The sequence below is a fragment of the Pacificitalea manganoxidans genome (assembly GCF_002504165.1).
Taxonomy (GTDB): domain Bacteria; phylum Pseudomonadota; class Alphaproteobacteria; order Rhodobacterales; family Rhodobacteraceae; genus Pacificitalea; species Pacificitalea manganoxidans.
In genome coordinates this window covers 363,761-385,582 of the sequence record NZ_CP021404.1, presented here as the reverse complement: position 1 = coordinate 385,582, position 21,822 = coordinate 363,761, and the positions used below count along the sequence as shown (strand labels likewise).

The 21,822-nt window shown below is 64.1% G+C and carries 23 protein-coding genes and 1 tRNA gene; 13 read left to right on the top strand and 11 right to left on the bottom strand.

Annotated elements, in window-relative coordinates:
* Positions 1 to 12 precede the first annotated feature (12 nt).
* Positions 13 to 447 carry a universal stress protein gene (locus CBW24_RS01780; RefSeq protein WP_088662543.1) on the bottom strand — a complete coding sequence of 145 codons (435 nt, stop codon included), beginning with the start codon at positions 445 to 447 and terminating at the stop codon, positions 13 to 15.
* A 252-nt stretch (positions 448 to 699) separates the two neighbouring features.
* On the opposite strand from CBW24_RS01780, the gene CBW24_RS01775 reads away from it, so the two are divergent.
* Positions 700 to 1,041, top strand: a complete 342-nt coding sequence (locus tag CBW24_RS01775) for a DUF2853 family protein (protein ID WP_088662544.1) — start codon at positions 700 to 702, stop codon at positions 1,039 to 1,041.
* Positions 1,042 to 1,327: 286 nt separating this feature from the next.
* On the opposite strand, the gene CBW24_RS01770 is transcribed toward CBW24_RS01775, so the two are convergent.
* Genes CBW24_RS01770 through tsaD form a run of 4 tightly spaced genes read right to left on the bottom strand, consistent with a single transcriptional unit; the run spans position 1,328 to position 4,100 of the window.
* Entirely contained in the window at positions 1,328 to 1,753 is a 426-nt protein-coding gene (locus CBW24_RS01770; RefSeq protein WP_097372486.1) for an EVE domain-containing protein, read from the bottom strand.
* The gene (locus CBW24_RS01765) at positions 1,753 to 2,025 is read right to left on the bottom strand and encodes a YciI family protein (protein WP_088662546.1); all 273 of its coding nucleotides are present in this window, start codon (positions 2,023 to 2,025) and stop codon (positions 1,753 to 1,755) included. The genes CBW24_RS01770 and CBW24_RS01765 overlap by 1 nt, the downstream gene beginning before the upstream one ends.
* Before the next feature lie 3 nt (positions 2,026 to 2,028).
* Complete coding sequence (locus CBW24_RS01760; protein WP_097372485.1) at positions 2,029 to 2,997, bottom strand: NAD(P)H-dependent glycerol-3-phosphate dehydrogenase; 969 nt, start codon at positions 2,995 to 2,997, stop codon at positions 2,029 to 2,031.
* On the bottom strand, positions 2,994 to 4,100 hold the full coding sequence (gene tsaD, locus CBW24_RS01755) for a tRNA (adenosine(37)-N6)-threonylcarbamoyltransferase complex transferase subunit TsaD (protein ID WP_097372484.1): 1,107 nt from the start codon (positions 4,098 to 4,100) through the stop codon (positions 2,994 to 2,996). The genes CBW24_RS01760 and tsaD overlap by 4 nt, the downstream gene beginning before the upstream one ends.
* Before the next feature lie 104 nt (positions 4,101 to 4,204).
* Between tsaD and CBW24_RS01750 the strand changes: the two genes are divergently transcribed.
* The 4 genes from CBW24_RS01750 (at position 4,205) to CBW24_RS01735 (ending at position 8,250) form a co-directional block, all read left to right on the top strand.
* The gene (locus tag CBW24_RS01750) at positions 4,205 to 4,888 is read left to right on the top strand and encodes a uroporphyrinogen-III synthase (protein WP_157773009.1); all 684 of its coding nucleotides are present in this window, start codon (positions 4,205 to 4,207) and stop codon (positions 4,886 to 4,888) included.
* Positions 4,889 to 4,967: 79 nt separating this feature from the next.
* Positions 4,968 to 6,467 carry a COG4223 family protein gene (locus CBW24_RS01745; RefSeq protein ID WP_097372483.1) on the top strand — a complete coding sequence of 500 codons (1,500 nt, stop codon included), beginning with the start codon at positions 4,968 to 4,970 and terminating at the stop codon, positions 6,465 to 6,467.
* Between the two features lie 22 nt (positions 6,468 to 6,489).
* Positions 6,490 to 8,067, top strand: coding sequence for a heme biosynthesis protein HemY (locus tag CBW24_RS01740; protein ID WP_097372482.1), 1,578 nt, complete (start codon positions 6,490 to 6,492; stop codon positions 8,065 to 8,067).
* 107 nt (positions 8,068 to 8,174) lie between these two features.
* Positions 8,175 to 8,250 (top strand) — tRNA-Thr (locus tag CBW24_RS01735).
* A gap of 290 nt (positions 8,251 to 8,540) precedes the next feature.
* Here CBW24_RS01735 and CBW24_RS01730 read toward each other — a convergent pair.
* The 6 genes from CBW24_RS01730 to CBW24_RS01705 all read right to left on the bottom strand — a co-directional run bounded on the left by CBW24_RS01730 (position 8,541) and on the right by CBW24_RS01705 (position 13,773).
* Complete coding sequence (locus CBW24_RS01730; RefSeq protein ID WP_097372481.1) at positions 8,541 to 9,317, bottom strand: amino acid ABC transporter ATP-binding protein; 777 nt, start codon at positions 9,315 to 9,317, stop codon at positions 8,541 to 8,543.
* Positions 9,314 to 10,159 (bottom strand): amino acid ABC transporter permease, encoded by an 846-nt coding sequence (locus CBW24_RS01725; protein ID WP_097372480.1) that lies wholly within the window; start codon positions 10,157 to 10,159, stop codon positions 9,314 to 9,316. Before CBW24_RS01725 ends, CBW24_RS01730 begins: the two co-directional genes overlap by 4 nt.
* A complete protein-coding gene (locus CBW24_RS01720) occupies positions 10,156 to 11,154 on the bottom strand; it encodes an NAD(P)H-quinone oxidoreductase (RefSeq protein WP_232530290.1) in 999 nt (332 codons plus the stop codon). Before CBW24_RS01720 ends, CBW24_RS01725 begins: the two co-directional genes overlap by 4 nt.
* A 33-nt stretch (positions 11,155 to 11,187) precedes the next feature.
* Positions 11,188 to 12,033 (bottom strand): transporter substrate-binding domain-containing protein, encoded by an 846-nt coding sequence (locus tag CBW24_RS01715; protein WP_097372478.1) that lies wholly within the window; start codon positions 12,031 to 12,033, stop codon positions 11,188 to 11,190.
* 130 nt (positions 12,034 to 12,163) lie between these two features.
* A complete protein-coding gene (locus tag CBW24_RS01710) occupies positions 12,164 to 12,841 on the bottom strand; it encodes a DUF1028 domain-containing protein (protein ID WP_097372477.1) in 678 nt (225 codons plus the stop codon).
* Entirely contained in the window at positions 12,841 to 13,773 is a 933-nt protein-coding gene (locus CBW24_RS01705; RefSeq protein ID WP_198405209.1) for an N-carbamoyl-D-amino-acid hydrolase, read from the bottom strand. Before CBW24_RS01705 ends, CBW24_RS01710 begins: the two co-directional genes overlap by 1 nt.
* 98 nt (positions 13,774 to 13,871) lie before the next feature.
* On the opposite strand from CBW24_RS01705, the gene CBW24_RS01700 reads away from it, so the two are divergent.
* The 8 genes from CBW24_RS01700 to CBW24_RS01665 all read left to right on the top strand — a co-directional run bounded on the left by CBW24_RS01700 (position 13,872) and on the right by CBW24_RS01665 (position 21,713).
* On the top strand, positions 13,872 to 14,798 hold the full coding sequence (locus tag CBW24_RS01700; RefSeq protein ID WP_088662557.1) for a LysR family transcriptional regulator: 927 nt from the start codon (positions 13,872 to 13,874) through the stop codon (positions 14,796 to 14,798).
* Positions 14,799 to 14,893: 95 nt separating this feature from the next.
* Positions 14,894 to 15,964, top strand: coding sequence for an ABC transporter ATP-binding protein (locus tag CBW24_RS01695; protein ID WP_097372476.1), 1,071 nt, complete (start codon positions 14,894 to 14,896; stop codon positions 15,962 to 15,964).
* 93 nt (positions 15,965 to 16,057) lie between these two features.
* Positions 16,058 to 17,185, top strand: a complete 1,128-nt coding sequence (locus tag CBW24_RS01690) for an extracellular solute-binding protein (protein ID WP_088662559.1) — start codon at positions 16,058 to 16,060, stop codon at positions 17,183 to 17,185.
* Between the two features lie 22 nt (positions 17,186 to 17,207).
* Complete coding sequence (locus tag CBW24_RS01685; protein WP_232530006.1) at positions 17,208 to 18,041, top strand: ABC transporter permease; 834 nt, start codon at positions 17,208 to 17,210, stop codon at positions 18,039 to 18,041.
* Positions 18,041 to 18,841 (top strand): ABC transporter permease, encoded by an 801-nt coding sequence (locus CBW24_RS01680; protein ID WP_097372475.1) that lies wholly within the window; start codon positions 18,041 to 18,043, stop codon positions 18,839 to 18,841. The genes CBW24_RS01685 and CBW24_RS01680 overlap by 1 nt, the downstream gene beginning before the upstream one ends.
* Positions 18,842 to 18,850: 9 nt before the next feature.
* Positions 18,851 to 19,624 carry a DUF1028 domain-containing protein gene (locus CBW24_RS01675; RefSeq protein ID WP_097372474.1) on the top strand — a complete coding sequence of 258 codons (774 nt, stop codon included), beginning with the start codon at positions 18,851 to 18,853 and terminating at the stop codon, positions 19,622 to 19,624.
* Positions 19,625 to 19,626: 2 nt separating this feature from the next.
* Positions 19,627 to 21,081 (top strand): dihydropyrimidinase, encoded by a 1,455-nt coding sequence (hydA, locus tag CBW24_RS01670; protein WP_198405208.1) that lies wholly within the window; start codon positions 19,627 to 19,629, stop codon positions 21,079 to 21,081.
* Positions 21,081 to 21,713: an aspartate/glutamate racemase family protein gene (locus CBW24_RS01665; RefSeq protein ID WP_232530004.1), complete on the top strand. Its 633-nt coding sequence runs from the start codon at positions 21,081 to 21,083 to the stop codon at positions 21,711 to 21,713. Before hydA ends, CBW24_RS01665 begins: the two co-directional genes overlap by 1 nt.
* Positions 21,714 to 21,822 lie beyond the last annotated feature (109 nt).

Genomic DNA, 21,822 nt, shown 5'->3' with positions numbered 1-21,822 from the left:
ACAGGCTCCAGCTTACGGGACGATGACGGTGGGAACGGGCGCGATCTGCGCAAGGCCAAGCGGCACCGACCCGAACACGCGGGCGCTGATGCTGTTGCTGCCGGACCGTCCGACGAAGATCATCGCGGCGCTCGACCGCGCGGCGATGTCGGCGATCTGCTCGACGACCGTGCCGTAACGCAGCTCGCCCGTGGCCTCGATCCCGGCCTTGCGGGCCTTTTCCACGGCTGGGTCGATGATGATCTCCTGCGCGCGCAACATCTCCTGCTTGCGGCGGGTATGGCGCTCTTCGATCTCCTGCGGTGTCAGGAATTTGTAGGGCGACCATTCGAGGATGTGCACGATCTTCAATGTCGCGCCATCCTTGGTTGCCCTGTCGATCGCATAGGCTAGAAGCCCCGCGTCATCATCGCTTTCATAGGCGACGACGAAAACTTCGCTGGTCATGTCTGGTCCCCTGTCTGGTTCCGATCCGGACAGCTGGACGATCCCGCCTGCACCTGCCCTTGACTGTAAGGAGGTCACGGCTTTGTGCGTTTGTCACGAATTCTTTGCATTTTTTCATCGTTTGCCCAACGTCAATGCAAACCGACCCGCCCCGCGCGCGGGGAATTACCGGTTGTCGGATACATCCTCCTCGGCTTTGATACTTGTATCCGGGCTAAACCGGACCATGCGTCAGACGAGGGAATTGTTGAAATGGGAAAACGTGAAGACCTGATCGCCCGCTACGCCGAAGACCTGAAGCAGAAATGCGGGATGGACCCCGACATGGATCTGCTCACCAAGGTCACGATTGGCTGCGGCCCGTCGATCTACAATGCCGATAGCGCCACCATCGCCGCCAGCCAGCCCGGTGAACTGGACACTGTGAAAAAGAACTTTCTGGTCAAGAAACTGGGCCTCAGCGACGGGCCGGAACTGGGCGACGCGCTCGACAGCGTGATCGAAACCTACGGCAAATCCGAGCGCAACAAATATCGCGCCGTCGTCTATTACATGCTCACCAAACACTTCGGGAAAGAAGCCATCTACGGTTGAGGTGACGCATACGGGGTTCGCAGCACGACCCGGGTCGCCCGTGCCGATTTGAGGCGAATGCCGGGTATTCGGGGTTAGGTGAAACGCACCTTGCTGGCTATACTCGACCCATCAGCAGAACCGTTCGAGCACCGGATTGGGCGCAAATGCAGCCAACCCCGTTCCTTGCGCGTCTGATCTGACGTCCGTGGTCGCGTGTGGTGCGTGGGACTGAGCAGGATGGAGAGGCAGGCACATGCCGCCGCTCCATCCGCCTTGTCCGTTGCCGCGTCTGGCCCGCCGCGCTTTACGGCGCTGGATCCGTGCCGCCCATCTCACAGATCCGCAGCCATTCGGCCTCCCGCACGGGCTGGACGGAGAGGCGCGCGTTTTTCACCAGAACCATTTCGCTCAACACCGGCTCGGCCTTGATCCGGTCCAGCGCCACCGGCGTCGCAAAGGGCCGCACGGCTTCGACATCGACGCATTCCCAGCGCGGATCATCCGTCGACGGATCGGGATGGGCCTCGACGCAGACGCGCACGATCCCCACCACCGCCTTGTCGGTCTGCGAATGGTAGAAAAACCCCAGATCGCCAACCTTCATGTCCCGCATGAAATTGCGCGCCTGATAATTGCGCACACCGTCCCAAGGCTCGCCCTCGGCCCCACGCGCCTGCTGATCGGCAAAGGACCATGTGTCGGGCTCGGATTTGAACAGCCAGTAGGCCATCAGCCGATCACCCGATTCCACGCATTGATGCGCACGCTGTCGAACAGGCCCGCCTTGGCGTAGGGGTCATTCGCCGCCCAGTCCTGCGCCGCGCTCATGTCGCGCAGCTCAAGGATCAGGGTGGAGCCGCACATGTCGCCCGCGTCATCCAGCAGCGGACCGGCCTGCTCGACCACGCCGGTCTCTTTCAGATAGGCCAGATGCGCCTCGCGGTTGTCCTTGCGGATTTGGAGCGCGCCGGGCTTGTCGGTGCAGTGGATCACGAAACGCATGGGTTATTCCTCCTTCAAAGGTCTGGCCAGAAGCCGGTCCATCGCGGCCTCCGGCGTAAGCGCGCCCGAGCATAGCCCGGCAACGACATGAGCGATTGGCATTTCGATGCCACGACGATCCGCCAGTGCGGCGGTGGCGCGGGCGGTGGCGACCCCCTCGACGGTAGCGGTGGCGTCAATCTCCGCGCCCCGGCCCAGCGCCAGCCCGTGGCGGAAGTTGCGCGACAGCTCAGACCCGCAGGTCAGCGCCAGATCGCCAAAGCCGCACAGCCCGCTCAGCGTCTCGGCCCGCCCGCCCAGATCGACGGCCAGCCGCACCATTTCGGCGTAGCCACGGGTCATCAGCGCCGCGCGGGCGCTTTCGCCGAACCCCGCGCCGATGCAGGTGCCGCAGGCGATGGCGATCACGTTCTTCAATGCGCCGCCGATCTCCGCGCCGATTGGGTCGGCGCTGCGGTAAAGCCGCAAAACCGGCGTCGACAGCGCCTGCTGCAATGCACCGCCCGCAACATCGTCCGTGCAGGCAAGCGTCAAAGCGGTGGGCAGGCCGATGCCGATATCGGCGGCGAAGCTGGGCCCGGTGAGGATGGCGGCGGTCGCGCCCGGCATGACCTCTGCAATGACGCCGGTCGGACCTAACCCACGGGTAAGGTCCATGCCTTTGCAACACGCGACCAGCGCCGCGCCGGTCAGGGCGTCGCGGTGCTGCTCTAGCACGGAGGCCAATTGCTGCATCGGCACCGACAGCAGCACCGCCGTTCCCGGCGCGACCGGCGTCAACTCCGCCGTCGCGGTCACCGTGGGCGGCAGCGCAGCGCCCGGCAGCCGGGCGCGGTTTTCGCGGTCGTGCTGCACGGCGGCGGCGTGGTCTGCGTCGCGCATCCACAGTGTGACGGGCGTGCCTGCGCGTCCGATCGCGATGGCCAGCGCCGTGCCAAACGCCCCCCCGCCCAGAATTGTGACCGTGCTCATGCCTTGGCCCCTTTCTTGCCTGACCCGAGCATCGGCGTCGCGCCGCTGTCGAGCGGCCAGCGTGGGCGCGCGACCAGTTGCTCGGGCGTGGGGTCAACGCCGGCACGCAGCGTCTCGATCCCGGCCCATGCGATCATGGCGGCATTATCGGTGCATAGGCGCAGCGGCGGCGCGGTGAACGTCAATCCGGTTTCATCGCAAAGCGCCTGCAACCGCGCCCGGATCGGGCCATTGGCCGCGACCCCGCCCGCCACGGCCAAGGCAGGTGCGGCGGGGGCCAGCGCAAGATAGGCTGTGATGGCGCGGCGGCTTTTTTCGGCCAGCACGGCGGCTACGGCGTCCTGAAACCCAGCGCAGAGATCGGCGCGGTCCTGCCGCCGCAGGCCGCCCGCCTCGGCCATGCAGGCATCGCGGGCACGCAGCAGCGCGGTTTTCAGCCCCGAGAAGCTCATGTCGCAGCCGGGTCGGTCCAGCAGCGGGCGGGGAAAGCGAAACCGTGTCCCGTCGCCCTGCGCGGCCTCTGCCTCCACCGCCGGGCCACCGGGCTGCGGCAGACCCAGCAGGCGCGCGGTTTTGTCGAACGCCTCGCCCGGCGCGTCGTCGATGGTGCCGCCAAGCCGGGTAAAGTCGTCCGGGCCGCTCACGATCAGGAACTGACAATGCCCGCCGGACACCAGCAGCATCAGATAAGGAAATTCCAGCCCGTCGGTCAGCCGAGGGGTCAGGGCATGACCGGCCAGATGATTGACCCCGACCAGCGGCAAGCCAGAGCCCAGCGCCAGCCCCCGCGCGCACATCACCCCCGAGATCACCCCCCCGATCAAACCAGGACCGGAGGTCACCGCAATCGCATCGAGCGCGCCAAGCGCCACGCCTGCCTCCGCCAGCGCCTGCTCCACCACGATATCGAGTTTCTCGGCATGGGCGCGCGCCGCGATTTCCGGCACCACGCCGCCGAACGCCGCGTGCAGGTCCGCTTGGCTCACCACCCGCGATGACAGGATTTCACCGCCCTGTGCCCCTGCGCGCACGACCGCCGCAGCGGTGTCGTCGCAGCTGCTTTCGATGCCCAGCAGGGTCAGCGGGCGTGCGGGGTCTGTCATCCGGCCTCCTGTCGGCGCACCTTGTGGCGCGCGGCCCGGTAGGGCTACATCTGCCAGATGGGATACTGCGCGGGGGCGGGGTTGTGAACCGGCAAGATTGCACATTGCTGATCTCCCGCCCGGCGGATCGGGCGCGGCGGTTCCTGTCGACCCTGCCGCCTGCGGCGCTTGCACAGGTCACGCCGCTGATCGCGCCGGTGATGACCATTTCGCTTTGCCCCCTAGCCCCCCTGCCGGCAGAGGCGGAGTTGATCGTGACCTCAGAAGCGGCGCTGCCCGCCATCGGCCCGGCCCCGCGCCGGGTGTGGTGCGTGGGCGCACAAACGGCCGGCAAGGTCCGCGCCGCGGGCCACACGGTATGCGCCACCGCCCCCGATGCAGCGGCCCTGCTGGACCTGCTCCGCACCGCCCGCCCCTCCGCGCCGCTGCTGCATCTGAGCGGGCGCCATCACCGCGGCGCGCTGGTCGAAACCCTTGACCAAGCGGGGCTGACCGCCGCGCGGCGCGTGGTCTATGACCAACACCCCTGCGACATCGCCGATGCGGCGCGGCAGGTGCTGGCCACCACGCCGCGCCTGATCGTGCCGCTGTTTTCGCCGCGCTCAGCCGCCTTGCTTGCCGCGCAGATGCCGCCGCGTCCCGGTGTAACGCAGGTGATTGCGCTCAGCGACGAGGTCCGCGCGGCATGGACCGGCCCCGCCGACCGGCTACTGACGGCGCCCGTTCCGCAGGCGGATGCGATGCGCGATGCTGTCGTTGATTGCATTGCCGCAGGGTCAGCGGGTTGAGGCCGGGCACCTGCCGCACTAGGTTGCTCTGGCAGCGGCGCTTTGCGTAAGTCCGCAGCCGACAGACGAGGAGACGCCCGTGCCCAAGACCCGGGGAACATCGACCAAAGGACCGGCCAACACCACGCGCCGGGGAACCAGCCAGAGCACGCGGCGCAAGTCCAGCCCCGCAACCGCGTCCGACAGCGCGGCAGAACCGCAGGCCACGGAGGCCCCGCGCGATGCTGCCGCCGCTTCTGCGACGTCCCGCGACAGGGTGCTGCCCGGTCCGATCGGAATTGAGCGCCCGGCCCGTGGCGGCAAACCGGACGGGGACACTCCGGCTACGCCCGCCGAGCAGATCAGCGATGATCCGGCTCAGGACGATACCGGCCCGGTGTCCGAGGCAACGGTGACCCCCGATGATCCGGCGCTGACCTCGCCGACCGCGACCGAAGCCGATACGTCCGGCAAGGCTACCAAGGACGACGATGACGACACGCTCGACAGTTCAGGCGTGCCGGTCGTGACCGCCTCCGGTCGCGCCGACACCACCCCGGATGGCCCCAATGCGGGGCCCAGCGCCCCGGCGGGCGACACCCCGCCCGATTTGCATGGCTCTGCCGTGCCGGATGCGCAGCCTGCGCGCCGTGACGGATCGGATGGGTCTGGCTCCGGTGGCGGGGGTGGGTTCCTTGCCGGGCTTGCGGGCGGGGCCATTGCCGCGCTGATCCTTGTGATTCTGACGCCGCTGGTATTCCCGCAGCTATATTCCGACACCTCCGGGCTGGATGCCGCGCTGCGCGATCAGCAAGGCGTCATCGACGGCAAGGCCGATGCCGCCGCCGTTGCGACGCTGGAGGACGGCATTGCTGCCAACTCCGCCACGCTCGAAGACCTGTCGACCCGGATCGGCAGCCTGACCGAGCGGCTCGACGAGATCGAGCGCACCGCCGTCACCGAAAACGAAAGCGAAGCGGTCGCCGCCGCGCTGTCCTCCTACCAGTCGGAGGTCGCGACCCTGCGCGAAGAGGTCGCCGCGCAGGTGGCCCGGATGGAGCAGCTTCTGTCCGACGCAGATGCCGCGCAGACGAACGCCGCCGACCGTGCCGCGCTGGCCGCGCGGCGCAATGCGCTGGCCGATATCCGCGCCGCGGTCGATGCCGGTGAACCCTTTGCCGAGCCGCTCGCCGTGCTGCAAGATCCGCCCGCGCCGCTGGTCGAGAACGCCGAAAACGGGGTGCCGACGTTGGCGACCCTTCAGGCGTCCTTCCCCGATGCCGCGCGCCGCGCCATTGCCAGCGCGCGCAACGCGAACCCCGATGAGGGGGGCCGCTTCGGCAATTTCCTCCGCAACCAGTTCGGCACCCGCTCCATCACGCCGCGCGACGGCGACGATCCCGACGCCGTTCTGTCGCGGGCCGAAGCGGCGCTGACCTCTGGCAAGCTGGACGAGGCCGTGACACAGGTTGAATCCCTGCCCGACCCCGCCCTGTCGGATATGTCCGACTGGCTTGCGCAGGCGCGCACCCGTCTTTCGGTGGTGACCGCGCTGCAGCAGGTCGATACCGATGCCTCCGCCACGCCGGCCGCAAACTAACTGACGCCAACCGAGGAAACACATGCTCTGGTCCCTGATTAAGATCCTCTTCTTCGTGGCGCTCATCGCGGCCCTGACGCTTGGCGCGGGCTATCTGATGGAAACTGGCGCCGGTATCCGCATCGCGCTGGCGGGCACCGAATATAACCTTGGCCCCGTGCAGGCCGTGATCGGTGCGCTGGTGCTGATGCTTGGCCTGTGGCTGGTGCTGAAGCTTGCCGGGCTGCTGGTCGCCGTTGTGCGTTTTATCAACGGGGACAACACCGCGCTCAGCCGCCATTTCGACCGCAGCCGCGAACGCAAGGGGCTGCAAGCGCTGTCCGATGCGCTGATGGCGCTGGCGTCCGGCGAGGGGCAGCAGGCGCTTGCGAAAGCACGCCGCGCTGACAAATACCTCGACCGGCCGCAACTGACCCATCTGGTCATCGCACAGGCCGCCGAGCAGACCGGTGACCGTCAACTGGCCGAGGACACCTACAAGACGCTGCTCACCCATGACGGCACGCGGTTCGTCGGTATTCGTGGCATCTTGCAGCAGAAGCTGGCCGCAGGCGAAACCGACACCGCCCTGAAGCTGGCGGAGAAGGCCTTTGCGCTGAAGCCCAAGCACGCCGAAACGCAGGATACCCTGCTGAAACTACAGGCGGAAAAGCATGATTGGACCGGGGCGCGCCGCACGCTTGCAGCCAAGCTGAAGCACGGCGCCCTGCCCCGCGATGTTCACCGCCGCCGCGATGCCGTGCTGGCCCTGAGCGAGGCAAAGGACGTGCTGGCCGAAGGCAATTCCATCGAGGCCCGCGAAGCCGCGATCGAGGCCAACCGCCTGTCGCCCGATCTGATCCCGGCCTCCGTTCTGGCGGCCGAAGGCTACATCCGTGACGGCAAACCGCGCTATGCGACCCGCGTTCTAAAAAAGACATGGGAAGCGCAGCCGCATCCCGACCTTGCCGCCGCCTTTGCCGCCATTGAGCCTGACGAAAGCCCGCAGGCCCGGCTGAAGCGGTTCAACACCCTGACCCGCCTGCGCGGCGATCATCCCGAAACGCGGATGCTACAGGCGGAATTGCTGATCGCAGCCGAAGATTTCCCCGCTGCGCGGCGTGCCTTGGGCGATCTGGTGGAAACCGATCCCACGGCGCGGGTTCTGACCATCATGGCCGCCATCGAGCGGGGCGAAGGCAGCGACGACGCCGTTGTGCGGGGCTGGCTGACCCGGGCGCTTACCGCGTCGCGCGGGCCGCAATGGGTCTGCGACAACTGCGCCAACATCGAATCGCATTGGCAGCCCGTTTGTTCGAACTGCCACAGCTTCGATACGCTGGCGTGGAAGGAACCGACCCATGCCGAGCTGGCCATGCCCACCGGAACCGCCATGCTGCCGCTCATCGTCGGGCGGAAGGATACAGGCCCTGCCGCAGACCTGACGGTCGTGGATGACGCGGCCCTGAGCGATGGCGACACCGTAGATGTCGCAGCGAGCCCTGAAAGCGCTGATCCCGACGCCCCCCGCGCCGAGGCCGCGCCCGATCTGACCGGCACGCCGCCGGTCGCACCGGGCGAGTCCCCCGTCAACGGAGCCGCGCCGAAAACCCCGGCCTGACCGTCACGCATGCCCAGCCGGACCGTCTGTGCAGAAGTCGAATTCTCGACCTTGCGCGGCTGCGGTCCGGTTGATAAAGACCACCCGTCCCGCCCTTGCGGACCGGGGCCGCTGTAGCTCAGCTGGTAGAGCACGTCATTCGTAATGATGGGGTCGGGGGTTCGAGTCCCTTCAGCGGCACCAAATTTTCTATATAAGAACAGGCGCTTATGGTGCCTTCGCGGCCATTAAGCTGCCTTGACCTCGTTTGATGCGGTGGAGTGCTGGGAGTTCGGTCCCATGCGCCCGGCGCGTAGGGGCTTCTCAGACCCTATTTGCAGCATGGCAGAAATTACGCCCGGCAAGGCCCGACAGGTAGCCTTCCTCTGTTGCCCCCCGGTCGGTGGGCAGGAACGCCACTACCAGCGCTTGGCGCGTCTCACGGCTGCGTTGTGGGACGGCCCAGTCCGGACCGCCCCATACAAGCACATCGCTCAGCCGTGCGACCGCACTGCGGAAATGAACGCCCGCGTCCGTGGTTCGGTAGGCGTGCCGAGCACCTGTTCGGGGCTGCCGGTTTCGACCACCTCGCCGTGATCCATGAACAGCACCCGGTGCGCCACATCGCGCGCAAAGCCAAGTTCATGGGTGACGATGATCATGGTGATGCCGGTCTGGGCAAGGCTGCGCATGACGTTCAGCACCTCGCCTACCAATTCCGGGTCGAGCGCCGATGTCGGCTCGTCAAACAGCAGCACCTCGGGCTCCATCGCCAAAGCGCGGGCAATGGCGACACGCTGTTGCTGGCCCCCCGACAGCTCAGAGGGGTAGGCATTGAGCTTTTCCCCCAACCCCACCTTGGTCAGAAGTTCTTCTGCTTTGGCGCGGGCTTTTGCGCGGGGGTGGCGCAACACCTGAATCGGGCCCTCGGTCACATTTTCCAACGCGGTCTTATGCGGGAACAGGTTGAAGCGCTGGAACACCATGGCTGTTTTCAGCCGCTGCCGAGCGATTTCGCGGTCAGTGAGTTCCCGAAGGCGATCCCCCTCGCGGCGAAACCCGACGAGATCGCCCGCCACGATAAGATGCCCGCCGCTGACTGACTCAAGCTGGTTGATACAGCGCAGGAACGTGCTTTTGCCTGAGCCTGACGGGCCGATGATACAAAGCACTTCGCCCTTCTGCACCGTCAGGTCGATGCCCTTCAGCGCATGAAAGGTGCCGAAATGCTTCTGTAGCCCGTAGGAGGCGACGATAGGATCCTTGGTCATGTCTTGCTCCCGCTCTGGCGCACGCCCTTGGCGTAGAAATTTTCGATACGGCTTTGCAGAATGCTCATGACCGTGACGATGAGCAGATACCAAATCGATGCGACGATGAGCAGTTCGATCACACGCGCATTGGCGTAGTAGATATTCTGTGCCGAGTGCAGAATTTCGGAATACTGAATGACCGACGCCAGAGAGGTCAGCTTTACCATCCCGATCCATTCGTTGCCGATGGGCGGAACGATCACACGCATGGCTTGAGGAATGACGATGCGGCGCAGGCATTGCAGCTGCGGCATCCCGATCGACTGCGCCGCTTCGTATTGGCCGCGATCAACCGACATGAGACCCGCGCGCACCACCTCAGACGTATAAGCGCCCTGCTGGATGCCAAGGCCGAGCAGCGTTGCCACGAATGGGGTCATCAGATTGACCGTCGATATCGAAAAGACGCCCGGAATAGAAATGCTGGGAAAGATCAGCGCGAGGTTAAACCAGATCAGCAATTGCAGCAGGACCGGGACGGCTCGAAAGAACCAGACATATCCGCGCGCCGACCAGCTAAGGACCGGATTGCTGGACAGGCGCATGATCGCAAAGATCACGCCCAGCGCGATGCCGATCAGCATCGCGAGGATCGACATGATCACGGTATTAAGAAGCCCGCTCATGATCGCAGGAACGGTGAGGAAGCGCCCGACATAGCTCCATTCGATCTTGCCCACGGCAAAGCCATAGGCAATTCCGCCAAGCGCTAGAAGGATCAGCGCCGCCGAAAGGTAACGACCATGATAACGGCGGCGGATCACCGGCAGATCTGCATACGGGTTAGGGGGCAAGGTCATGTGTCTATGGTCCTGTCGGGTGCTGTCGGTGTTTCGAGGACGATTTTTCCGAGATGGTTTCGGCTTTCCATGAAGCGGTGAGCCTCTGCGATGTCGGCCAGTGCAAAGCGACGCGCGATGCGCGGCGTGAGCGCGCCCCGGTCAACCAGCGGCAGCAGATCCCGCCGCGCACCGGAGACAATACGGGCCTTGGCCTGAACCGGACGGTCCCGCAGCGATGTCGTGAACAGCGTCAGCCGTTTGCCCATCATCTTGCCGAGAGGCGCCTGCGCGTCCGGGCCGCCCATCAGCCCGATCACCACGATCCGCCCGTCCAGTGCGGCGGCGGCGACATTCGCTGCGAGGTGGGAGCCTCCCATGACGTCTAGGATGAGGTCGGCACCGCCCCCTGCCGTGAGGGCGGACACTTCTTGAGCGAATGTCTCTGGGTCGCGCCCGTCGATCACATGGTCGGCGCCCAAGCTGCGAACGAACTCCGTTTTTGGGGTGCTGGCACAGGCAATCACTTTCAGCCCCATCGCGTGGCCGGCTTCGACCGCGAAGCTGCCCATGCCGCCAGACGCGCCGTGAACGACCAAGGTCTGGCCGCGCGCCATACCGCCGAGATCGACGAGGTTAGACCAGATCGTGGCCATCGCCTCCGGCAGGCAGGCTGCTTCCGCCGCGTCTAGCCTTTCGGGCCAAGGCAGCAGGTGGTCGGCGCGGGCGCAGAGCCAATCGGCCTGCGCCCCGCCATCGCTCAGCGCGCAGACCCTGTCACCGACCTTCCAGTCGGTGACGTCGGAGCCCAGCGCATCGATGATCCCGGAGGCTTCGATCCCGGCGACCGGACTGGCGAGCGAGTAACGCCCACGCGCCAGCAGCAGGTCCGAATAGTTGAGGGCTGCCGCCGCCACGCGAAGGCGCACCTCTCCTCGTCCGGGTTGGGGAATGGGCTGTGGGCACAGGGCAAACGGTGCCCCGCCCGCAGCCTCACCCCAGACCACGCCCTGCATCCCGGTCATATCAGAGACCTTGGCCTCCATCGCTCAGGTGCCCTGATCGATCGAAACTTCGGTCAGCGCCTGCGCTTCCATGCCGAACGCTTCAAGCGCGGCGGTATAGGCGCCGTTTTCCATGATTTCGGTGACGCCCTGCGCCACGGCATCCCGCAGTTCGGTGTATTCGGTGCCAAAAGCGAAACCGAAAAGCGTGCGGGTGATCGGCTCGCCGATCGTGCCGAACGTGTCGGGTTCCTGCGCCATCAGATACGCGACATATTCCTGACCCAGCAATCCGGCATCGAGACGGCCCTGCATCAGCGAAAGACGGGTGTCCGTCGCGCCGCCGGTGCCCAGCACATTCATCGCTTCGAGATCTGCACCAATGCAGTTTTCCTCGTTCCATGCTTCCAGCGACGGCAGATAGCTTGTGGTCCGCGGCGCACCGACCGCATGACCGCACAGATCGGCGGTGTCGGACAGTTCGGACGCCGTCGCGACAAGGCCGAAGGGCTGCGCGCCGGTCGAGAGATAGTCGACGAAGGACATGGTTTCGCGGCGGCTCGGCAGGTCCGAAATCGCGGTGCCGATCATGTCGATACGGCCGCTGGCGACCGAGGTCATCAGCTGCTCAAAGCCCATGTCCTCGTAGCGGATTTCAAGGCCGAGCACCTCGCCGAGCGCGTCCACAAGCATCACGTTGATGCCCGCGCGCTCGTTGGTTTCGGGGTTGCGGAAGGCCATCGGAGGATAGGTGCTTTCGATGCCGACCGAGAGATAGCCCTTTTCCTTGATGTCCGCGGGGACCATTTCAGCAGCCGTATCGGCAGCGGCGGCGCTGGCGGCGAGGCCGAGCACAAGAGACGAGACCAGAGTTGTGATTTTAAATGTCATTGGGAATCTCCACTGTTGGTTACGGGATCGGGTAATTCGGCACGCAGAAGACCCCGGGCTGCGCCCGCGCTACGGGGAGCTTTCCGCTCCCTTCGTAATTGGGTGTAAGGGGCAAGGCCCGAGCTGTAGCTCAGGCCGGGCTTGCACCCTCGATCACTGACGAGGATGGCGCGCTATCGGGATCGACAGCACGCAGCCGGTAAGCCTCGGACTTGGGAGCCCAGTCGGCGTAAAGGGCAGCCACGTCTTGCAGCGGCGTTCTGGAATCGTCGATGCGAAGGTCGGTGTCCTTCAATTCGTCCGGGCCCATGACGACCAGAAACGCCGATTGCAGAGGGTCGCGTTCACTGCCAGCCGCTTCGCCCGCCAACATCCCGGCCAAAAGCCGCTGTTCAAGCGTGCCTGAGCCCTCCTCGAAACCGCGCACCATTTCTGGCAAAACCTCGGCGCTGCCCAGAAAATTCCCAATGGCGAGGCAGTCTGTCCCGGTAAGGCCGTCGGCATGTTCGAGGCAGGACGTGCCGGTATGGTGGACACCTTCGCCCTGCATGGTCAGCACGCCCAGCTGGCGCCAATGGGGCGCATGGGCGGCAGTTCGCATCGTTTCGAGCACTCCAGCGGCATCAGCGCCCCCTTCAAAGGCGCGCAGGCCGACGCGGTGCAGGCGCGGATCGGTGCGGGCCTGCGAGAAGACCACGCAGCCGGGCAGCACCGCCCCGACACGCGCCCCGACAGCCACGGACGAGGTGGCCACCGCAAAGCCGATGCGGTCGGTTTTGGGACAGCGTCCAGCAAGCGAATAGGTCATTATGCGATCTCCACGCCGGTCTGTGCCGTGATCGGGCCGTAATGCTCGATCCGGCGGTGTTTCGAGAAATTGAAGACCGAGCGCCGGATGTATTCGCCCAGCGCCAAGTCACAGTTGTAGGAAATCACTTCGTCTTCCTCGGTGACCGCGCGGGTGACGGTTTCACCCGTGGGCGCCACGATGGCGGAGCCGCCGATCATGGCAAAACCGTCCTCCGAGCCGCATTTGCCCGCGGCCATCACCCAAGCGCCGTTCTGGTAGGCTGCGGATTCAAGGCTCAGACGGTGGTGATGCTCGCGAAGATGCGCCGCCTCGTTGTGATGGATGTTGCGGGTTGGCGTGTTGTAGCCAAGCATGAAGATCTCGGCCCCGCGAAGGGCCATAACGCGGAAGGTTTCGGGCCAGCGGCGGTCATTGCAGATGCACATCCCGACGCGGCCGACATCGGACTGGAACACCGGGAACCCAAGGTCGCCGACCTCGAAATAGCGCTTTTCCAAGTGTTCGAATTCCGGATCTCCAATCGGATCCTTGGTGCCGGGCAGGTGAATCTTGCGATATTTTCCAAGCAGCTCACCGGCAGGCGACATCAGGATCGAGGTATTGAACCGGTGCACGGTGCCGGCCTCGGTCACTTTTTCGGCGTAGCCCAGATAGAACCCGATGCCGAGCTTTTTCGCCTCATCAAACAGCGGAACCATCGCAGGCGAGGGGCAGCCCTCTTCGTAAAAACGGTCGTATTCCGCGGGATCATCATAGACATAGCGCGGGAAAAACGTGGTCAGAGCCAGTTCCGGAAAGGTCACCCAGCGCGCGCCGCGGCCATGAGCTTCGCGCAGCATCTCGATCAGGCGTCCGACCGTGGCCTCCTTGTTATCGGCAAGATGGACAGGCCCCATCTGGGCCACAGCGAATACGGTTTTACGGCTCATTGCCTGCTCCTTCCAAATCTTATGCAGGAGGGTAGACAGCGGGCACTTCATCTGGAAATAAAAAAGCAGGCCCAATAAATAATGTAAGGTTATTCTCCATGATCCGGTTGAGGCAGCTTGAGGTCCTATGCGCGGTCATCGATCTGGGCACCACGTCCGAGGCGGCGGAATCGCTCTCGGTGAGCCAACCGGCGGTGTCCAACATGATCCGTCACATTGAGGACTTGGTGGGCTTTCCGCTGTTCAAGCGGGAAAAGGGGCGGCTGACGCCCACGCCCGAGGCGCTCCATATCGCGCAAGAAGCCCAACATCTTTTCTCGCAACAGAAACGTGTGGACCGGATCATCAACCAGTTGCGGGGCGGCACGGTCGGGCAACTAAACGTGATCGCGACCCCATCGATCGGCTATGTCCTGTTGCCGCGGCTGATCACGGAATTCACCCGCACCCGACCGCGCGTGCAGCTTTCGATTGAACTTGGCAGCGTCGACGACATCATCCAACAGCTGATCAGCGGGCGCGCGGAGCTTGGCTTTTCAATCACCTTGCCGCGCCACACGGCATTGAGTGTGCGTCAGATGGCTTCGGGAAACATGATGTGCGCCATGCCCGAAGACCACGAATTGGCCCTGTCGCGCCGCATCAACGTGCTCGATCTCAACCATGTGCGCCACATCTCCTACGGGACCGGCACACCGCTTGGGCAGATGATTGACGAAGTGTACCGCAAAAACGGGATCGAGCGCCGATATTTCTGTGAGGTGCGCCACACCTCCACCGCGCTGGAAATGGTATCCGCTGGCGCGGGGGTCGCGTTGGTCGACAACTTTGCGCTGCTAGGTGTCGCGCGGCGCAGCATCGCCGTGCGCGAGATCGAGCCCGCGATGCCGGTTGCCCTACACGGGGTGACATCGAACCTGTTCCCGACCTCCCATGTTGCTATGCAATTTCAGGAATTTGTGCGCAGCGCGTTGAACGATGCCGCGGCCTTGGCAGAGTGGGGAATAACCGCAGATTATTACTAGGGTCGTATTTTTAATTTCAAAATGTTGGCCGGGACTGCTCACCTTATGACACCGCAGGAGCCTACAGCTTCGCACCGATGTCAGAAGGCAGACAGATGTCCGATCCTATTCTCTCCGTCCGTCAGGCCGTAAAGACCTATGGCAGATTTCGTGCGCTCGATGCCGTGGATCTCGACATTCGGAAGGGAGAGTTCCTAACCCTGCTGGGGCCATCCGGGTCCGGCAAGACCACGCTGCTATCGGCCATCGCGGGGTTCACGGCGCTCGACAGCGGTGCGGTGCATGCCCGCGGCGCAGACATCAGCCGCCTGCCGCCGGAAAAGCGCGATTTCGCGATGGTTTTTCAGGGGTATGCCCTGTTTCCGACGATGACCGTGGCAGAAAATGTCGGCTATCCCCTGCGCGTGCGCAGATGGGCCAAGCCAGCCCTGCAAGAGCGGGTGCGGGAATGTCTCGATCTGGTGCAGATGGGCCAGTTCGCCGACCGGATGCCGACCCAGCTGTCGGGCGGGCAGCAGCAGCGCATCGCCTTGGCGCGGGCGCTGTCATTCCGGCCAGACGTGCTGCTTCTCGATGAGCCCCTCTCAGCGCTCGACAAAAAGCTGCGCGCCGACCTGCAATGGGAGCTCAAGGCGCTGCATGAGCGGCTTGGCGTCACCTTCGTGTATGTGACCCACGATCAGGACGAAGCGCTGTCCATGTCCGACCGGATTGTCATCCTCAAAGATGGCGCGATCCAGCAGGAGGGTCAGCCCGGCGAACTCTACGATTGGCCCCGCACCCGCTTTGTGGCGAATTTCCTTGGCAAATCCAACTTCATAGAGGCGCGCATGACGGGCCGCGAGGGCGCGCATCTGGTTGCCGAGGCCGCGGGTCAGAAATTTGCGGTCAAACCGACGGCTGGCGTGGCGGAAACGGGGGCTGGATGTCTGGCGTTGCGCCCCGAACGCATTCGCCTCGGCCATCCAGGCGAAGAACCGTTTACCGGCCGTGTCCGGCAGATCAGCTATCTCGGCGAACGCTGTCAGGTGCTCGTTGACCACGACGTCTTGGGCGAAGTGCTGGTTTCACAGCCAACTTGGCATGCGGGCGTGCGGCCCGAACCGCGCATGGACGTCAGCTTTGGCTGGGATGCCGACGCCTGCGTGCCGTTGACCGACGCCTGAGACCCGATCCCGTTCCGAAGCCGCGCATTTTTCGCGGCGGGCGCAAGAAGAGCTGCCCACGACAAGGACAGCTTCCCAACAAGGAGACATCACTTGGATACTTCCGAACGTCATTTTCAGTCCGATCTCGCCGAGATCGCAGCAGAGAAATACAAGGCTGGCACGCTGTCGCGGCGTGGCTTCCTGACTGCCATGGGTGCGCTCGGCCTCGTGCCGTTGCTGGGCAACCGCGCGATCGCACAGGCCAGCGAAGTGGTCGTCTGCAACTGGGGCGGTCAGGCCTCGGACATCCTGCGCGATCTTCTCGGCAAGGCATTCGAGGAAGAAACCGGCATTCCGGTGCGCGTCGATGGCGCGGGCCCCAGCGCGGGCAAGGTCCGCGCCATGGTGGAAAGCGGTGCAGTGGTCTGGGATGTCTGCGACAGCGGGGCAGGCTCGGCGATTGTGATGAACGGCGCGGGCGTGATCCAGAACATCGACTACTCCATCGTCGACAAAAGCAAGGTGCTGGACGGCACCGCCCTGCCCTTTGCCGTCGGCAACTACGTCTTTTCCTATGCGATGGCCCACAACCCGACGATGCTGCCCGATGGGGGGCCGCAGACATGGGCGGATGTCTGGAACGTCGAGGACTTCCCCGGCATGCGAACCTTCCGCAAATCCGTGCGCGGTCAGCTTGAGGCAGCGGCGCAGGCGATGGGTGTCCCCAAAGAAGACGTCTACGAGTTTCTCGATGACGAGGGCATCAAGGCCGCCATCGCCAAATTCCGCGAACTGCGCGACAACATCATCGTCTGGGGGTCGGGTTCTGACAGCCAGAACCTGTTCCTTCAGGGCGAAGTTGCGATGGGTAATATCTACTCCACCCGCGGCTTCCTGCTGAAGGACCAGATGGAGCCGGGCACGTTCAAGATGACCTATGACGGGGCGCTTTTGCAGCCGGGGATGTGGGTCGTGCCGAAGGACAATCCCGCCGGGACGGAAACCGCGATGAACTTCATCGCCACCGTGCAGGACCCGCAACTTCAGGCGGATTGGTTCGTGGCCATCGGCAACGGCCCGATCAACCCCGCCGCCGCCGCGCTCATCCCGGCAGAACTGTCCGAGTGGAACCCGAACACCCCCGAAAACGTGGCCAAGCAGGTGATCTACAACGACGAGTGGTATGGCAAAAATCAGGTCTCTGCCGAAGAGCTGTATATCGACGCGCTGATCGGCTGACATGAGCCTAGGAATGCCCCGAATGACTGACAAACTCCGCTACTGGATGCTGGTTTTGCCAGCTCTGGCCGTGATGGTCCTTTTCTACATCTGGCCAGTGCTCAACATTTGGGGCATCTCCGTCACCGAGCCCACAGCCGGGCTCGGCAACTACACCAAAATGTTTGACTCGAATGCGGTGCGGGTCAGCTTCGTGCTGACCTTCCGCATCGCGGCGATCACCACCGTGATCTGTCTGCTGCTCGGCTATGTGCTGGCCTACACGATCGCGAATTTCGCGGTCCGGGTCAGGCCGCTGATGCTGGGATTGGTGCTTCTGCCCTTCTGGGTATCCGTGCTGATCCGATCCTTTGCATGGATCGTGCTGCTGGGCCGTTCAGGGCTGGTGAACGACGCATTGATGGATACGGGGCTGATCGCGACGCCGATCCGGTTCATGCATAATGAAACCGGTGTGCTCATCGCCATGGTTCATGTGATGCTGCCCTTTGCCGTGCTGCCGATGCTGACCAATATGCGCGGTATTCCGGGCAGCTACATGAAGGCGGCGCGGGGACTGGGGGCCAGCGAGTGGCGCGCCTTCCGCGAGGTCTATTTTCCGCAAACGCTGCCCGGTGTTTTTTCAGGGGGTTTGCTGGTCTTTGTGCTCTCGCTTGGCTTCTACATCACGCCCGCGCTCCTGGGCGGGGGCCGCGTAATGATGATCTCCGAATATATCACCTACCAGATTCAGGAATTCCTCAACTGGGGTCTTGGGGCCGCGCTTTCGGTCGCGCTGCTTGGCGCCACCGCCGTTGTCCTTCTTGCCGCGAGCCGTTTCGTGAACCTGCGCAAGACTTTTCTGGAGCGCAACTGATGACCCGGTCCCCTCTCCGTCTGTTTTTCTCCACCGGAAGCTGGGCGATTTTGGCCTTCCTCGTTTTACCGATCCTCGTGGTGATCCCGGTTTCGCTGACCGACACAACCTTTATCGGCCTGCCCAAAGAGCATCTGTCGCTTCAGCATTTCGACACCTTCCTGCGCTCACCTGAATGGCTGCGGGCGACATGGACAAGCATCTGGATCGGGGGAGTCGTCGCGGCGGCCTCGACAGCATTGGGCACGGCTTTCTGCATCGGCTGCTGGTTCCTTTCGGATCGCGCCGCGATGATCGCCCGGTGGGTGATGATCGTGCCTATTCTGGTGCCGCCTGTGGTTCAGTCTCTGGGCTTTTACAAATTCTGGGTCACGCTTGGCCTGATCGATACGCATTTCGGTGTGATCCTTGCTCATACGTTGCTGGCGCTGCCCTATGTGACGATCTCCGTCTTTGCAGCCTTGGCCAATCTCGACCGGCGCATTCCGCAAGCGGCGCGCAACCTTGGCGCGTCCCTTGGCATGACGATCCGAACGGTGATCCTGCCGTCGATCCGCCCCGGGATGATCACGGGCGCGATCTTTGCCTTCATCGTCAGCTTCGATGAGATCGTCGGCGTGCTGTTCCTCACCGTGCGCCGCGTGGAAACGTTGCCCAAGATGATCTGGGAAGGCATCCAAGAATCCGTCGATCCCGTGATTGCTGCCGTGGCGACGATCCTTGTTTTCATAACCCTGCTGGTGACGGCAGCCGCGGTGGCACGGATTTACGCGACCGCGAAACCGCAAGCGTCCTCATAGGAACCTGACATGACCTTTTCAATCATCGGGCACTGCGACCGCACCGGGGCATTTGGCGCCGCTATCACCACCTCGGACCTCGCCGTCGGCAGCCGTTGCGTGCGGCTTGCGCATGGACGGGGCGCGTTTCTGTCACAGCACCGGACCGACAGCAGACTGGGCGATCTTGGCATCTCGTTGTTGCGCGACGGCGCGTCCGCCGATGACGCCATAACGCAGGTCGTCGCCAGCAGCCCTGACATTGAGTGGCGGCAGCTTGGTGCGCTTGATGCGCGGGGGCAGAGTGCTGTCTTCCACGGTCGCCGCATGTATTCGATCTACACGCATACCGGCGGCAAGAACTGCCTCGCTCTTGGCAATATTCTGGACAACGAACGGGTTACAGCCGCCATGGCCGCCGCTTTCCTTGCCGATCCGGCCCTGCCGCTGGCAGAGAAGCTGCTGCTTGCGCTGGAGGCCGGGCAGGACGCGGGCGGCGAGGTCGCGAATGCGTTGCGCTCCTCCGCGCTTCACGTCACGGGCGATCACGGCATCCCCAGTTGCGACCTTCGGATCGACATCTCGGATGGCAAGGCGGTCGCGGACCTGCGCATGCTCTTCGAGGCATATAAGGGGCGCGAGGCTGCGCTGCGCGCAATCGCCCTATCGCCGGACGCGGTGCCCGTGCAATCCACCCTCTTTGAAACCAGCATTGAGCGGATCGCGGAATTGGGGCTCGATGCCCGTTTCCCCACGGCACTGCACCGAGACAGCTGGACAGTCGCGGGGCCGGAAAGGAAATGACCATGCAATTCGACACTGTCATTCATGGGGGCCTGATCGCGACGGCGGATTATACGGCCACGGGCGATATCGGCATCAAGGACGGTCGCATTGCCGCAGTGGCCGAGCGCCTTTCAGGTGGCCAACGCCGAATTGACGCAGGCGGACGCATCGTCATGCCCGGCGGGATCGAGGCCCACGCCCATATCGCGCAGGAAAGCTCTTCGGGGGTGATGTCCGCGGATGATTACCTTTCGGGGTCGGTATCGGCGGCGTTCGGCGGCAATTCGTCCTTCATCCCCTTCGCAGCACAGCAGCGCGGTCAATCGGTCGATGATGTGATCGCGACCTACGACGCGCGCGCCGCGCGTTCGGTCATCGATTATTCTTATCACCTGATCATTTCGGACCCGCAGCCAAAGGTGCTTGAGGACGAACTGCCCCGCGCCTTCGCCCGAGGCATCACCTCGTTCAAGGTCTTTATGACCTATGACCTGATGAACCTTGGCGACGGAGGTATGCTCGACATCCTTACGGTGGCGCGCGCGCACGGCGCGATCACCATGGTCCATGCCGAAAACAACGACATGGTCAAATGGATGAACCGGCAGCTGGCCGCCAAGGGTCTGACCGCGCCCAAGTATCACGCCATCTCGCGCCCCGAATTGGCCGAGGAGGAGGCGATCAGCCGCGCGATCCAGCTCGCCAAGTTGGCCGACGCGCCGCTATTCATCGTGCATGTGTCGACTGCCGGCGGCGCCGAGATCGTGCGCCGGGAGAAGTTCAACGGCGCCAAACTCTTTGCCGAGACATGTCCGCAATACCTCGCGCTTACCCGCGCGGATCTCGACCGGCCGGGGATGGAAGGCGCAAAATATGTCTGCTCGCCGCCGCTGCGCGATGCCGCCACGCAGGATGCGCTTTGGCACCATATTGCGCAGGGCACCTTTGAAAGCGTCAGTTCCGACCATGCTCCCTACCGCCATGACGAAACCGGCAAGTTCCTGAACGGGTGGGACATTCCTTATCCCAAGATCGCCAATGGTATGCCCGGCATCGCCACGCGCCTGCGCTATCTCTTCTCGGAAGGGGTGGTGAAGGGGCGCATTACGCTGGAACAGTTCGTCGCGCTGTCTTCGACCAATGCGGCCAAGACCTTTGGCTGCGCGACGAAAGGTCGGATCGCGCCGGGCATGGATGCCGACATCGCGATCTGGAACCCGGACGCGCGTGTCGCCGTCACCTCGGCCAACCAGCATGACAACATGGATTACACCCCGTTCGAGGGCATGATGCTGACAGGCATGCCGGAGATTGTCATGAACCGCGGCGCGGTGATCGTTGAGCACGGCGAACTGAAAGCGAAAGAGGGTCAGGGCCGCTTCGTGGCCCGTCAGCCCATCGACCTGCGCGGCAAGCCCGGCGTTACCGTCAAGGAATTCGATCCTGCCCAGAACTTCGGCGTGGAGTTGCGTTGATGCGGGTGCTGGTGATCAATCCCAACTCGTCGGTCGCCGTCACCGATGGTATCGCAGACGCGCTTGCGCCGCTCGGCGCGCAGTTTGACGTTGTTCGTCAGGAGGGCGGGCCTGAAACGATCCGCACCGACGAACATGTCGCCGAAGCAGCCGAACCTTTGGCCGCGCGGATCGCCGGCGCGCAGGCCGACGGCTATATCATCGCGTGTTTTTCGGACCCCGGTCTTGACCTTGCCCGGACGCGGGTCAGCCAACCGGTGGTGGGGGCGCAAGAGGCCGCAGTGCTTGAGGCCTGCGCGCTGGCTGATCGGTTTGGCATTATCGCGCTGTCAGAGCGCGCCATTCCCCGACATCTCAAACGGATCGAGGCGTTGGGCTGCATGGACCGGCTGGTCGCGGAGTTGCCGTTGCTGGACGTTTCCGCCGAAGCGTCCGGTCGTGACCCTGAGGTCTATCGTCATCTGCGCGCGATCGGCGAGACGCTACGCGATCGCGGTGCCGGCGCTGTTGTTCTCGGTTGTGCGGGAATGGCCCAAATCGCAGCGCAGCTTCAGAACGACCTCGGCATCCCGGTGATCGATCCGGTGGCAGCCGCAGGCCGTCGGATACTAGCCCGGCTTAACTCCGCCTGACCGCCCTGCCCCCGTCATGGCAGCGGCCCTGACCCTTACGACGTCCACAGGCCGCCCGCCGCCCTTTGATTTACCGCCGCTTCGTGCAGCCGACCCCACCCCCGGCGCC

Bases quoted from the DNA above. Each gene is read 5' to 3' on its own strand.
- CBW24_RS01780 (WP_088662543.1), bottom strand. From the start codon at position 447: ATGACCAGCGAAGTTTTCGTCGTCGCCTATGAAAGCGATGATGACGCG.
- CBW24_RS01775 (WP_088662544.1), top strand. From the start codon at position 700: ATGGGAAAACGTGAAGACCTGATCGCCCGCTACGCCGAAGACCTGAAG.
- CBW24_RS01770 (WP_097372486.1), bottom strand. From the start codon at position 1,753: ATGGCCTACTGGCTGTTCAAATCCGAGCCCGACACATGGTCCTTTGCC.
- CBW24_RS01765 (WP_088662546.1), bottom strand. From the start codon at position 2,025: ATGCGTTTCGTGATCCACTGCACCGACAAGCCCGGCGCGCTCCAAATC.
- CBW24_RS01760 (WP_097372485.1), bottom strand. From the start codon at position 2,997: ATGAGCACGGTCACAATTCTGGGCGGGGGGGCGTTTGGCACGGCGCTG.
- tsaD (WP_097372484.1), bottom strand. From the start codon at position 4,100: ATGACAGACCCCGCACGCCCGCTGACCCTGCTGGGCATCGAAAGCAGC.
- CBW24_RS01740 (WP_097372482.1), top strand. From the start codon at position 6,490: ATGCTCTGGTCCCTGATTAAGATCCTCTTCTTCGTGGCGCTCATCGCG.
- CBW24_RS01730 (WP_097372481.1), bottom strand. From the start codon at position 9,317: ATGACCAAGGATCCTATCGTCGCCTCCTACGGGCTACAGAAGCATTTC.
- CBW24_RS01725 (WP_097372480.1), bottom strand. From the start codon at position 10,159: ATGACCTTGCCCCCTAACCCGTATGCAGATCTGCCGGTGATCCGCCGC.
- CBW24_RS01720 (WP_232530290.1), bottom strand. From the start codon at position 11,154: ATGCAGGGCGTGGTCTGGGGTGAGGCTGCGGGCGGGGCACCGTTTGCC.
- CBW24_RS01715 (WP_097372478.1), bottom strand. From the start codon at position 12,033: ATGACATTTAAAATCACAACTCTGGTCTCGTCTCTTGTGCTCGGCCTC.
- CBW24_RS01710 (WP_097372477.1), bottom strand. From the start codon at position 12,841: ATGACCTATTCGCTTGCTGGACGCTGTCCCAAAACCGACCGCATCGGC.
- CBW24_RS01705 (WP_198405209.1), bottom strand. From the start codon at position 13,773: ATGAGCCGTAAAACCGTATTCGCTGTGGCCCAGATGGGGCCTGTCCAT.
- CBW24_RS01700 (WP_088662557.1), top strand. From the start codon at position 13,872: ATGATCCGGTTGAGGCAGCTTGAGGTCCTATGCGCGGTCATCGATCTG.
- CBW24_RS01695 (WP_097372476.1), top strand. From the start codon at position 14,894: ATGTCCGATCCTATTCTCTCCGTCCGTCAGGCCGTAAAGACCTATGGC.
- CBW24_RS01685 (WP_232530006.1), top strand. From the start codon at position 17,208: ATGACTGACAAACTCCGCTACTGGATGCTGGTTTTGCCAGCTCTGGCC.
- CBW24_RS01680 (WP_097372475.1), top strand. From the start codon at position 18,041: ATGACCCGGTCCCCTCTCCGTCTGTTTTTCTCCACCGGAAGCTGGGCG.
- CBW24_RS01675 (WP_097372474.1), top strand. From the start codon at position 18,851: ATGACCTTTTCAATCATCGGGCACTGCGACCGCACCGGGGCATTTGGC.
- hydA (WP_198405208.1), top strand. From the start codon at position 19,627: ATGCAATTCGACACTGTCATTCATGGGGGCCTGATCGCGACGGCGGAT.
- CBW24_RS01665 (WP_232530004.1), top strand. From the start codon at position 21,081: ATGCGGGTGCTGGTGATCAATCCCAACTCGTCGGTCGCCGTCACCGAT.